Annotated in this window: 10 protein-coding genes; 8 read left to right on the forward strand and 2 right to left on the reverse strand. The window is 54.8% G+C overall.

Annotated elements, in window-relative coordinates; translation table 11 throughout:
• Positions 1–102: 102 nt before the first annotated feature.
• The gene (gene rapA, locus QEN31_RS19350) at positions 103–3,009 is read left to right on the forward strand and encodes an RNA polymerase-associated protein RapA (RefSeq protein WP_001116966.1); all 2,907 of its coding nucleotides are present in this window, start codon (positions 103–105) and stop codon (positions 3,007–3,009) included.
• 11 nt (positions 3,010–3,020) lie between these two features.
• A complete protein-coding gene (gene rluA, locus QEN31_RS19355) occupies positions 3,021–3,680 on the forward strand; it encodes a bifunctional tRNA pseudouridine(32) synthase/23S rRNA pseudouridine(746) synthase RluA (RefSeq protein ID WP_000525196.1) in 660 nt (219 codons plus the stop codon).
• Between the two features lie 94 nt (positions 3,681–3,774).
• Here rluA and djlA read toward each other — a convergent pair whose 3' ends face one another.
• On the reverse strand, positions 3,775–4,587 hold the full coding sequence (gene djlA, locus QEN31_RS19360) for a co-chaperone DjlA (RefSeq protein WP_001200595.1): 813 nt from the start codon (positions 4,585–4,587) through the stop codon (positions 3,775–3,777).
• A gap of 253 nt (positions 4,588–4,840) precedes the next feature.
• Here djlA and lptD point away from each other — a divergent pair, with 253 nt between their 5' ends.
• From lptD to apaH, 6 genes are read left to right on the forward strand one after another with little or no spacing between them, the layout of a single operon-like run.
• A complete protein-coding gene (lptD, locus tag QEN31_RS19365) occupies positions 4,841–7,201 on the forward strand; it encodes an LPS assembly protein LptD (RefSeq protein WP_000746127.1) in 2,361 nt (786 codons plus the stop codon).
• 53 nt (positions 7,202–7,254) lie between these two features.
• Positions 7,255–8,541, forward strand: coding sequence for a peptidylprolyl isomerase SurA (gene surA / locus QEN31_RS19370; RefSeq protein WP_000800482.1), 1,287 nt, complete (start codon positions 7,255–7,257; stop codon positions 8,539–8,541).
• Positions 8,541–9,530 (forward strand): 4-hydroxythreonine-4-phosphate dehydrogenase PdxA, encoded by a 990-nt coding sequence (gene pdxA, locus QEN31_RS19375; RefSeq protein WP_000093011.1) that lies wholly within the window; start codon positions 8,541–8,543, stop codon positions 9,528–9,530. The genes surA and pdxA overlap by 1 nt, the downstream gene beginning before the upstream one ends.
• Positions 9,527–10,348: a 16S rRNA (adenine(1518)-N(6)/adenine(1519)-N(6))-dimethyltransferase RsmA gene (rsmA, locus tag QEN31_RS19380; protein WP_001065397.1), complete on the forward strand. Its 822-nt coding sequence runs from the start codon at positions 9,527–9,529 to the stop codon at positions 10,346–10,348. Before pdxA ends, rsmA begins: the two co-directional genes overlap by 4 nt.
• A gap of 2 nt (positions 10,349–10,350) precedes the next feature.
• The gene (gene apaG / locus QEN31_RS19385) at positions 10,351–10,728 is read left to right on the forward strand and encodes a Co2+/Mg2+ efflux protein ApaG (RefSeq protein ID WP_000610894.1); all 378 of its coding nucleotides are present in this window, start codon (positions 10,351–10,353) and stop codon (positions 10,726–10,728) included.
• 10 nt (positions 10,729–10,738) lie between these two features.
• The gene (apaH, locus tag QEN31_RS19390) at positions 10,739–11,587 is read left to right on the forward strand and encodes a bis(5'-nucleosyl)-tetraphosphatase (symmetrical) ApaH (protein ID WP_000257211.1); all 849 of its coding nucleotides are present in this window, start codon (positions 10,739–10,741) and stop codon (positions 11,585–11,587) included.
• A 105-nt stretch (positions 11,588–11,692) separates the two neighbouring features.
• On the opposite strand, the gene folA is transcribed toward apaH, so the two are convergent.
• Positions 11,693–12,172, reverse strand: a complete 480-nt coding sequence (folA, locus tag QEN31_RS19395; protein ID WP_000624379.1) for a type 3 dihydrofolate reductase — start codon at positions 12,170–12,172, stop codon at positions 11,693–11,695.
• Positions 12,173–12,310: the final 138 nt, after the last annotated feature.

Consider the following 12,310-nt stretch of genomic DNA (forward strand, 5'->3'; position numbering starts at 1 on the left):
CACATTAGCCTGGTAGCGGGGTCGTATACTCGCAATTATCCAGTGCTGTCGCCTGGGAATGGCGAGTAATGCCTGCAATTAAAGATATAGAGCCGAACACATATGCCTTTTACACTTGGTCAACGCTGGATCAGCGATACAGAAAGCGAGCTGGGACTTGGAACCGTTGTTGCGATGGATGCGCGAACCGTCACCTTACTTTTCCCGTCCACGGGGGAAAACCGCCTGTATGCGCGCAGTGATTCTCCCGTGACCCGCGTCATGTTCAACCCTGGCGATACGATTACAAGCCATGAAGGCTGGCAGCTACATATCGATGAAGTAAAAGAAGAAAATGGCCTGCTTGTTTATGTCGGCACCCGCCTGGATACCGAAGAGACCAATGTGACGTTGCGCGAAGTTCTGCTCGACAGCAAGTTGGTTTTCAGTAAGCCCCAGGATCGTCTGTTCGCCGGTCAAATCGATCGAATGGATCGGTTCGCGCTGCGCTATCGCGCCCGTAAATTTCAGAGCGAGCAGTACCGGATGCCATACAGCGGTCTGCGCGGTCAGCGGACCAATCTGATCCCGCATCAGCTTAATATCGCTCATGATGTAGGTCGTCGCCACGCGCCGCGCGTACTGCTGGCGGATGAAGTGGGCTTAGGTAAAACCATTGAAGCCGGGATGATTCTGCATCAACAGTTATTATCCGGCGCGGCGGAACGCGTATTGATCATCGTTCCGGAAACCCTGCAACACCAGTGGCTGGTAGAAATGCTGCGCCGTTTCAACCTGCGCTTCGCGCTGTTCGATGACGAACGCTATACCGAAGCGCAGCACGACGCGTATAACCCGTTTGAAACCGAACAACTGGTGATCTGCTCGCTGGATTTCGCCCGCCGTAATAAGCAGCGTCTGGAACATTTGTGCGACGCCGAGTGGGATCTGCTGGTGGTCGACGAAGCGCATCATCTGGTGTGGAGTACCGATGCGCCGAGCCGTGAATATATGGCCATCGAACAGTTAGCTGAACGCGTACCGGGCGTGCTGCTGCTGACCGCCACGCCAGAACAGCTGGGGATGGAAAGCCATTTCGCCCGTCTGCGCCTGCTGGATCCGAACCGTTTCCACGATTTCGAACAGTTTGTCGAAGAACAGAAAAACTACCGACCTGTCGCCGATGCGGTGGCCATGCTGCTGGCGGGCAATAAACTCAGCAACGACGAACTGAACAGGCTGGGCGATCTGATCGGCGAACAGGATATTGAACCGCTGTTGCAGGCCGCTAATAGCGATCGCGACGATGCGCAGGCCGCCCGTGATGAGCTGGTGTCGATGCTGATGGATCGCCACGGCACCAGCCGCGTTCTGTTCCGCAACACCCGTAACGGCGTCAAGGGGTTCCCGAAACGTGAACTGCATACGGTAAAACTGCCGCTGCCGACCCAGTATCAGACCGCCATTAAGGTCTCCGGCATTATGGGCGCGCGTAAAAGCGCGGAAGATCGCGCCCGCGATATGCTCTATCCGGAACAAATTTATCAGGAGTTCGAAGGCGATACCGGCACCTGGTGGAACTTCGACCCACGCGTTGAGTGGCTAATGGGCTATCTGACCAGCCATCGTTCGCAAAAAGTGCTGGTGATCTGCGCCAAAGCGACCACCGCGTTACAGCTGGAGCAGGTGCTGCGCGAACGCGAAGGCATCCGCGCCGCCGTGTTCCATGAGGGCATGTCGATTATCGAACGCGACCGCGCCGCCGCCTGGTTCGCCGAAGAAGATACCGGCGCGCAGGTGCTGTTATGTTCCGAAATCGGCTCCGAAGGACGTAACTTCCAGTTTGCCAGCAATCTGGTGATGTTCGACTTGCCGTTTAACCCGGATCTGCTGGAACAGCGTATTGGTCGTCTGGATCGCATCGGCCAGGCGCATGATATCCAGATCCACGTCCCGTACCTGGAAAAAACCGCCCAGTCGGTGCTGGTTCGCTGGTATCACGAAGGGCTGGACGCCTTTGAGCACACCTGTCCAACCGGCCGCGCGATTTATGATTCAGCCTACGCCAGTCTGATTAACTATCTGGCCGCGCCTGAAGAAACCGACGGGTTTGACGATCTGATCAAATCCTGCCGCGAGCAACATGAAGCGCTAAAAGCCCAGTTAGAACAGGGCCGCGACCGCCTGCTGGAGATCCACTCCAACGGTGGTGAAAAAGCCCAACAGCTTGCACAAAGCATTGAAGAACAGGACGACGACACCAACCTGATTGCGTTCGCCATGAACCTGTTCGATATCGTCGGCATTAACCAGGACGATCGCGGCGACAACCTGATCGTGCTGACGCCGTCCGACCACATGTTGGTGCCGGATTTCCCCGGCCTGCCGGAAGACGGCTGTACTATCACGTTTGAACGTGACGTAGCCCTGTCTCGCGAAGATGCGCAGTTTATTACCTGGGAACATCCGCTCATCCGTAACGGACTGGATCTGATCCTCTCCGGCGACACCGGCAGCAGCACCATTTCGCTGTTGAAAAATAAAGCGCTGCCCGTCGGCACGCTGCTGGTCGAACTGGTTTACGTCGTGGAAGCGCAGGCGCCGAAACAGCTACAACTGAACCGCTTCCTGCCGCCGACGCCGGTACGTATGCTGTTAGATAAAAACGGCAACAATCTGGCCGCCCAGGTCGAGTTTGAAACCTTCAACCGCCAGCTCAGCGCCGTGAATCGCCACACCGGTAGCAAACTGGTGAACGCCGTTCAACAGGACGTCCACGCCATTTTGCAACTGGGCGAGACGCAGATTGAAAAGTCCGCCAGAGCGCTGATTGATAACGCGCGCCGCGAGGCGGATGAAAAACTGTCCGGGGAACTGTCGCGTCTGGAAGCGCTGCGCGCCGTCAACCCGAACATTCGCGACGACGAACTTGCCGCTATCGACAGCAACCGTCAGCAGGTGCTGGAAAGCCTGAATCAGGCAGGCTGGCGTCTGGACGCGCTGCGTCTTATCGTCGTCACGCACCAATAACGGAGCCGTACATGGGGATGGAAAACTACAATCCGCCGCAGGAACCCTGGCTGGTTATCCTGTATCAGGATGAGCACATTATGGTGGTCAATAAGCCCAGCGGCCTGTTGTCCGTGCCGGGGCGTCTGGAAGCGCACAAAGACAGCATTATGACGCGTATCCAGCGCGACTACCCGCAGGCAGAATCGGTGCATCGTCTGGATATGGCCACCAGCGGCGTGATTGTAGTGGCGCTGACCAAAGCCGCGGAGCGGGAGCTAAAACGCCAGTTCCGCGAACGTGAGCCGAAAAAGCAGTATGTAGCGCGCGTATGGGGTCATCCCTCCCCGGCGGAAGGGCTGGTTGACTTACCGCTCATCTGCGACTGGCCGAACCGGCCAAAGCAGAAAGTGTGTTATGAAACCGGCAAACCGGCGCAAACGGAATATAACGTGGTGGAGTTTGCGGCGGATAATACCGCCCGCGTGGTGCTCAAGCCGATCACCGGACGTTCGCATCAGCTTCGTGTGCATATGCTGGCGTTAGGCCACCCGATTTTAGGCGATCGGTTTTACGCCTCGCCGGAAGCGTTGTCGCTGGCGCCGCGTTTGCAGTTACACGCCGAAATGCTGACCATTACCCATCCCGCTTACGGTAACAGCATGACGTTTAAAGTCCCGGCAGATTTTTAAATTCTGAGCCAATTTATGCCGGGGCGCTTCGCTTGCCCGGCCTACATTCATTAACGTAGGCCGGATAAGGCGCTAGCCGCATCCGGCAATTCAATCACTTGAAGCCTTTCTGTTCTTTGATTAGCTCATACGCTTTCTGAATTTCCTGCGCTTTTTGCTTCGCCATCTCCATCATTTCCGGCGGCAACCCTTTGGCCACCAGCTTATCAGGATGATGCTCGCTCATCAGTTTGCGATAAGCGCGTTTAATGGTGGTTGCATCGTCGGTGGTTTTAACCCCCAGCACATTACAGGCATCTTCCAGCGTCGGGCCGCGCTGCGCCTGCTGCCAGCCGCCGCCGGACTGTTGATGATAACCGCCGCCAAACTGCGCGCCGCCCTGCATCATGCGCAGAAACTGATCGAACTGTACGCGGGAAATACCTAACTCTTCCGCAATCACATACAGCACTTCCCGCTCATTAGGGTGTAGCGAGCCATCGGCAAACGCCGCCTGGATCTGAATTTCCAGAAACATCCGGATCAGATCAAAACGCCCGAAGCAGACGCTACGAAACTGCCGCATCTTTTCACGTAATGGGTAATTATCCGCTTTTCCGACCCGAAAGGCGTTCTGCGCGGCAGTACGTGAATCGCCGTGTAAATTCATACGATCCATCAACTGACTGGCGATATGAATATCCGCTTCCGTCACCCGTCCTTTTGATTTGGTTAAGTGGCCCATCACCTCAAAGGTGGTGGCAAAAAACAGCGCCTGCCGTTCCCGCTGGTTGGCAAACCACGCCATTTTTCGGCTGCGGGCTTTGTCGAACATATGGCCCACCAGCAGACCCAGGACCACGCCCCAAAAGCCGCCGCCCATCATCAGGGCTACGGCGACGCCAATTATCTTTCCCCAGTACTGCATAGACTCCCCAAAACGTTACGCTATCGGTGAGGCTATCTCCCACAAAATAAGGTGCTTTTCTGCAAATGAAGGCTACGGTCAATTGTGGGACATCGCCTATAATTTGCATTATCATACCTGTCATTCAATGCCGTGCCTAACACCACAGACGCTAAACGGCAGGATTAACACTGGCGCAGCGAAGATGAGTAAGTTAGGCTGTGACCGTTTGTCACGCGCAACGCTACCGATGATGGAACAATAAATACAACGTATGAAAAAACGTATTCCCACTCTTCTGGCCACCATGATCGCCAGCGCCCTTTATAGTCATCAGGGGCTGGCAGCCGATCTCGCCTCACAGTGTATGTTGGGCGTGCCGAGCTACGATCGTCCTCTGGTAAAAGGCGATACCAACGATCTGCCGGTTACTATCAATGCCGATAACGCTAAAGGTAACTACCCGGACGATGCCGTTTTTACCGGCAACGTGGACATTATGCAGGGGAATAGCCGCCTGCAAGCGGATGAAGTGCAGCTTCATCAGAAGCAGGCGGAAGGTCAGCCGGAACCTGTACGCACCGTCGATGCGCTGGGTAATGTGCATTATGATGACAATCAGGTCATCCTTAAAGGGCCGAAGGGCTGGGCGAACCTGAACACCAAAGACACGAACGTCTGGGAAGGCGATTACCAGATGGTGGGCCGTCAGGGGCGCGGTAAAGCCGATCTCATGAAGCAGCGCGGCGAAAACCGCTATACCATTCTGGAAAACGGCAGCTTTACCTCCTGTCTGCCTGGCTCCGATACCTGGAGCGTGGTGGGGAGTGAAGTCATCCATGACCGCGAAGAACAGGTTGCGGAGATCTGGAACGCCCGGTTTAAAGTAGGTCCGGTTCCGATCTTTTATAGCCCCTATTTACAGCTACCCGTCGGTGACAAGCGTCGCTCAGGTTTCCTGATCCCGAACGCGAAATACACGACCAAGAACTATTTCGAGTTCTACTTACCGTATTACTGGAACATCGCGCCCAATATGGACGCCACCATCACCCCGCACTATATGCACCGCCGCGGCAATATTATGTGGGAGAACGAATTCCGTTATCTCACGCAGGCAGGCGAGGGAGTGATGGAATTAGATTATCTGCCTTCTGATAAAGTCTACGAGGACGATCACCCCAAAGAGGGCGATAAGCACCGCTGGTTATTCTACTGGCAGCACTCAGGCGTGATGGATCAGGTGTGGCGTTTTAACGTCGATTACACCAAAGTCAGCGACTCCAGCTACTTTAACGATTTCGACAGTAAGTACGGTTCCAGTACCGACGGCTACGCAACGCAGAAATTCAGCGTCGGCTACGCCGTACAAAACTTTGACGCTACGGTGTCGACCAAACAATTCCAGGTCTTTAACGATCAAAACACCAGCAGCTATTCAGCGGAGCCGCAGTTAGACGTTAACTACTACCATAACGATCTCGGCCCGTTTGATACCCGGATTTACGGCCAGGCGGTGCACTTTGTTAACACCAAAGACAATATGCCGGAAGCGACCCGCGTCCACCTGGAGCCAACCATCAATTTGCCGCTCTCCAACCGCTGGGGCAGCCTGAACACCGAAGCGAAGCTGATGGCGACGCACTATCAGCAAACGAATCTGGACAGCTATAACAGCGATCCAAACAATAAAAATAAGCTGGAAGATTCGGTTAACCGCGTCATGCCGCAGTTTAAAGTCGACGGTAAGCTCATCTTCGAACGCGATATGGCGATGCTGGCGCCGGGGTATACCCAGACGCTGGAACCACGCGTGCAGTACCTGTATGTGCCGTACCGCGACCAGAGCGGCATCTATAACTACGATTCTTCTTTGCTGCAATCCGACTATAACGGCCTGTTCCGCGACCGCACTTATGGCGGTCTCGACCGTATTGCTTCCGCCAACCAGGTCACAACCGGCGTCACAACACGCATTTATGATGATGCCGCCGTTGAACGTTTTAACGTTTCTGTTGGTCAAATCTACTATTTCACGGAGTCTCGCACCGGCGATGACAACATTAAATGGGAGAATGACGACAAAACCGGTTCGCTGGTTTGGGCAGGCGACACTTACTGGCGTATTTCAGAACGCTGGGGGCTGCGTAGCGGAGTGCAGTACGATACCCGTCTGGATAGCGTCGCTACCAGCAGCAGCAGCCTCGAATACCGTCGGGATCAGGATCGTCTGGTACAGTTGAACTACCGCTATGCCAGCCCGGAATATATTCAGGCTACGTTGCCTTCGTATTATTCCACGGCAGAGCAGTATAAAAACGGCATCAATCAGGTGGGCGCGGTGGCAAGTTGGCCGATTGCCGATCGCTGGTCGATTGTCGGCGCGTACTACTTCGATACCAATTCGAGCAAACCTGCAGACCAGATGCTCGGCTTGCAGTACAACTCTTGCTGCTATGCGATCCGCGTCGGATACGAACGTAAGCTGAACGGTTGGGATAACGATAAACAACACGCGATTTATGATAACGCGATTGGCTTCAACATTGAGCTGCGCGGTTTGAGCTCTAACTACGGCCTCGGCACGCAAGAAATGTTGCGTTCGAACATTCTGCCGTACCAAAGCTCTATGTAATCTGATTGATTTACAACGTAATCCGCATTGCGGTTAATTGAAATGGAAAAAGTATGAAGAACTGGAAAACGCTGCTTCTCGGTATCGCCATGATCGCGAATACCAGTTTCGCTGCCCCCCAGGTAGTCGATAAAGTCGCAGCCGTCGTCAATAATGGCGTCGTGCTGGAAAGCGACGTTGATGGCTTAATGCAATCAGTCAAACTCAACGCGGGTCAGGCAGGTCAGCAGCTTCCGGACGACGCCACGCTGCGTCACCAGATCCTGGAACGTTTGATTATGGATCAAATTATCCTGCAGATGGGTCAGAAGATGGGGGTGAAGATCACGGATGAGCAGTTGGATCAGGCCATCGCCAACATCGCCAAACAAAACAATATGACGATGGATCAGATGCGCAGCCGTCTGGCTTATGATGGGCTGAACTATTCAACCTACCGTAACCAGATTCGTAAAGAGATGATTATCTCTGAAGTGCGCAACAATGAGGTTCGTCGCCGTATCACCGTTTTGCCGCAAGAAGTTGACGCGCTGGCAAAACAGATTGGCACCCAAAACGATGCCAGCACCGAGCTGAACCTGAGCCATATCCTGATTGCTCTGCCGGAAAACCCAACCTCCGAGCAGGTTAACGACGCGCAGCGCCAGGCGGAAAGCATTGTTGAAGAAGCGCGTAACGGCGCAGATTTCGGCAAACTGGCGATTACCTACTCTGCCGACCAGCAGGCGCTAAAAGGCGGTCAGATGGGCTGGGGCCGTATCCAGGAGCTGCCGGGGATTTTCGCCCAGGCGCTGAGCACCGCGAAGAAAGGCGACATTGTCGGCCCGATTCGCTCCGGCGTCGGCTTCCACATTCTGAAAGTAAATGACCTGCGCGGTCAGAGCCAGAGTATCTCCGTGACCGAAGTTCACGCTCGTCACATTCTGCTTAAGCCGTCGCCGATCATGAACGATCAGCAGGCGCGCCTGAAGCTGGAAGAAATCGCGGCTGACATTAAGAGTGGTAAAACCACCTTTGCCGCTGCGGCGAAAGAGTACTCTCAGGACCCGGGCTCCGCTAACCAGGGCGGTGATTTGGGTTGGGCTACGCCAGATATTTTCGACCCGGCGTTCCGCGACGCGCTAACGAAGCTGCATAAAGGCCAAATAAGCGCGCCGGTACACTCCTCTTTCGGCTGGCATCTGATCGAATTGCTGGATACGCGTAAGGTAGACAAAACCGATGCGGCGCAGAAAGATCGCGCTTATCGTATGCTGATGAACCGTAAATTCTCAGAAGAAGCGGCGACCTGGATGCAAGAACAGCGCGCCAGCGCTTACGTTAAGATTTTGAGTAACTAATGAGCAGTGCGCAACGCGTTGTTATCACTCCCGGCGAACCCGCCGGGATTGGCCCCGATCTTGTCGTCCAACTGGCGCAACGCGCGTGGCCGATTGAACTGGTCGTCTGTGCGGACGGCGCGCTCCTGACGGAGCGGGCCGCCATGCTCGGCCTGCCTCTCTCGCTTCTCCCTTACTCGCCTGATGTCCCCGCTGCGCCGCAGCCCGCGGGAACGCTGACCCTATTGCCGGTCTCGCTGCGCGCGCCTGCCATCTCCGGTCAGTTGACGGTAGAAAATGGCCCCTACGTGGTAGAGACGCTGGCGCGAGCGTGTGATGGCTGTCTGAACGGTGAATTTGCCGCGCTGATCACAGGCCCCGTGCACAAAGGCGTTATTAACGACGCAGGCATTTCGTTTACCGGTCATACCGAGTTTTTCGAAGAGCGTTCGCAGGCGAAAAAAGTCGTGATGATGCTGGCAACCGAAGAACTTCGCGTGGCGCTGGCGACCACGCATCTGCCGCTACGGGCGATTGCAGACGCCATCACCCCTGCGCTTTTGCACGAAGTGATTGCTATTTTGCATCACGATTTGCGGACCAAATTTGGTATTGCCGAACCGCGCATTCTTGTCTGTGGCCTGAATCCGCACGCGGGCGAAGGCGGTCATATGGGCACGGAAGAGATAGACACCATCATTCCGGTGCTCGACGAGCTGCGGGCGCAGGGGATGAAACTCAACGGGCCGCTACCTGCTGATACGCTGTTTCAGCCCAAATATCTCGATAATGCCGACGCGGTGCTGGCAATGTACCACGATCAGGGCCTGCCCGTGCTAAAATACCAGGGATTCGGTCGGGGAGTGAATATTACGCTCGGCCTACCTTTTATTCGAACCTCCGTTGACCACGGCACCGCGCTTGAACTGGCGGGCCGTGGAAAAGCGGATGTCGGCAGTTTTATTACGGCGCTTAATCTCGCCATCAAAATGATTGTTAATACCCAATGAATAATCGAGTCCATCAGGGCCATTTAGCCCGTAAACGCTTCGGGCAAAACTTTCTCAACGATCGGTTTGTGATCGACAGTATTGTTTCTGCTATTAATCCGCAAAAAGGCCAGGCGATGGTTGAAATCGGCCCCGGTCTGGCGGCGCTGACGGAGCCGGTCGGCGAACGACTGGATAAGCTCACGGTCATTGAACTTGACCGCGATCTGGCGGCGCGTTTGCAAACCCATCCGTTTTTAGGGCCGAAGCTGACTATTTATCAGCAGGACGCCATGACCATGAACTTTGGCGAACTGTCTGCGCAGTTGGGCCAACCGCTGCGTGTGTTCGGCAATCTGCCCTATAATATCTCCACCCCGCTGATGTTCCATCTCTTTAGCTATACTGATGCCATTGCCGACATGCACTTTATGTTGCAAAAAGAAGTGGTAAATCGTCTGGTTGCAGGGCCGAACAGCAAAGCGTATGGTCGTTTAAGCGTGATGGCGCAATATTACTGTCAGGTGATCCCGGTGCTTGAAGTGCCGCCATCCGCCTTCACGCCGCCGCCCAAAGTGGACTCCGCCGTGGTGCGTCTGGTTCCACACGCAACAATGCCTTACCCGGTTAAAGATATTCGCGTGTTGAGCCGTATTACCACCGAGGCCTTTAACCAGCGCCGTAAAACGATCCGTAACAGTCTCGGCAATCTTTTTAGCGTTGAGACGTTGACGGAAATGGGTATTGACCCGGCAATGCGCGCGGAAAATATCTCTGTCGCGCAGTACTGCCAGATGGCCAACTATCTGTCGGAAAACGCGCCTTTGAAGGAGAGTTAAACATGATCAATTCGCCCAGAGTGTGTATTCAGGTGCAAAGCGTCTACATTGAGGCGCAATCCTCACCTGACGATGAACGTTACGTTTTTGCCTATACCGTAACCATCCGCAATCTGGGCCGGGCGCCAGTGCAGCTATTGGGCCGCTACTGGCTGATTACCAATGGTCATGGCCGTGAAACCGAAGTCCAGGGCGAAGGTGTGGTTGGCGTCCAGCCGCGCATTGCGCCTGGCGAAGAGTACCAGTACACCAGCGGCGCGGTAATTGAAACGCCGCTGGGCACCATGCAGGGTCATTACGAAATGATCGATGAAAATGGCGACGCCTTTACCATCGACATCCCCGTGTTTCGACTCGCCGTCCCTACACTCATTCACTAAAATTATAACAATGGCAACTTATCTCATCGGCGACGTTCACGGTTGCTACGACGAACTGATCGCCTTATTACAGCAAGTGGAATTTACGCCAGACACAGACACTCTGTGGCTGACTGGCGATTTGGTCGCCCGCGGTCCCGGTTCGCTGGACGTGTTACGCTACGTCAAATCGCTTGGCAATAGCGTGCGTTTGGTGCTGGGGAATCACGATTTACACCTGTTGGCCGTATTCGCCGGGATTAGCCGCAACAAACCTAAAGACCGGCTGACCCCGCTTCTTGAAGCGCCGGACGCCGATGAGCTGTTGAATTGGTTACGCCGTCAGCCGCTGTTGCAGGTAGATGAAGAGAAAAAGCTGGTCATGGCGCATGCGGGTATTACCCCGCAGTGGGATTTGCAGACGGCAAAAGAGTGCGCCCGCGATGTTGAAGCGGTGCTGTCGAGTGACTCGTACCCGTTTTTCCTCGACGCGATGTATGGCGATATGCCGAATAACTGGTCGCCGGAGTTAAGCGGTCTGGCGCGGCTACGCTTTATTACTAATGCCTTTACCCGTATGCGTTACTGCTTTCCTAACGGTCAACTGGATATGTACAGCAAAGCGTCGCCGGAAAATGCCCCTGCGCCGCTGAAGCCGTGGTTCGCCATTCCGGGGCCGGTGAGCGAGGCTTACAGTATTGCGTTCGGGCACTGGGCGTCGCTGGAAGGGAAAGGGACGCCGGAAGGTATTTACGCGCTGGATACCGGCTGCTGCTGGGGCGGGGAGTTGACCTGTTTACGCTGGGAAGATAAACAGTATTTTGTGCAGCCGTCAAACCGCCAGATGGATATGGGCGAAGGCGAAGCGGTCAACGCCTGATAGGTTTATGCCTGATGGCGCTACGCTTATCAGGCCTACATCTGGCGACATCTGGCTCAAGAGTAGGCCGGATAAGGCGTTTCGCCGCCATCCGGCACTACAGCGTTAACGACGCTCCAGAATCTCGAAACAATAGCTGTGAGAATTCTGCGCGTCGGCATCGTGAAACTCACTGAATACCGATTCCCAGTCATCCGGTTCATAATCCGGAAAATGGGTATCGCCTTCGACTTCCGCATCAATATGCGTCAGATAAAGCTTCTGCGCCTTTGGCAGGAACTGCTCGTACACGCGCCCGCCGCCAATGACCATAATTTCCGGCGCATCGCCGCAAGCGGCAATCGCCTCATCGACAGACTTCACCCACTGCACGCGATCGTCGGTGCCTGGCTGGCTGCTGATAACAATATTTTTACGTCCCGGTAAGGGGCGTCCGATGGACTCCCAGGTGTGACGTCCCATGACGACAGGTTTATTTAACGTGTTACGTTTAAACCAGGCGAGATCGGCAGGCAGGTTCCACGGCATGGCGTTTTCCATACCGATGACGCGATCCACCGCTAACGCCGCAATCAGACTGATCATTAATTATTTCCTGATACAAAAAAAATTGCCGCCACTATACGTAAAGCGCAATCTTTCGTCGACTGACGAAAAGAGGATGAGCACGAAAATTTTTCGTTCTGCTGGCGACGCCACTCATTTGATGTGGAGCGCCAGCAT

It is taken from the genome of Salmonella sp. SA15303 (genome assembly GCF_029962125.1).
Lineage (GTDB): Bacteria > Pseudomonadota > Gammaproteobacteria > Enterobacterales > Enterobacteriaceae > Salmonella > Salmonella enterica.

Coding starts and splice junctions, on each gene's coding strand:
- rapA (WP_001116966.1), top strand. CDS start 103: ATGCCTTTTACACTTGGTCAACGCTGGATCAGCGATACAGAAAGCGAG.
- rluA (WP_000525196.1), top strand. CDS start 3,021: ATGGGGATGGAAAACTACAATCCGCCGCAGGAACCCTGGCTGGTTATC.
- djlA (WP_001200595.1), bottom strand. CDS start 4,587: ATGCAGTACTGGGGAAAGATAATTGGCGTCGCCGTAGCCCTGATGATG.
- lptD (WP_000746127.1), top strand. CDS start 4,841: ATGAAAAAACGTATTCCCACTCTTCTGGCCACCATGATCGCCAGCGCC.
- surA (WP_000800482.1), top strand. CDS start 7,255: ATGAAGAACTGGAAAACGCTGCTTCTCGGTATCGCCATGATCGCGAAT.
- pdxA (WP_000093011.1), top strand. CDS start 8,541: ATGAGCAGTGCGCAACGCGTTGTTATCACTCCCGGCGAACCCGCCGGG.
- rsmA (WP_001065397.1), top strand. CDS start 9,527: ATGAATAATCGAGTCCATCAGGGCCATTTAGCCCGTAAACGCTTCGGG.
- apaG (WP_000610894.1), top strand. CDS start 10,351: ATGATCAATTCGCCCAGAGTGTGTATTCAGGTGCAAAGCGTCTACATT.
- apaH (WP_000257211.1), top strand. CDS start 10,739: ATGGCAACTTATCTCATCGGCGACGTTCACGGTTGCTACGACGAACTG.
- folA (WP_000624379.1), bottom strand. CDS start 12,172: ATGATCAGTCTGATTGCGGCGTTAGCGGTGGATCGCGTCATCGGTATG.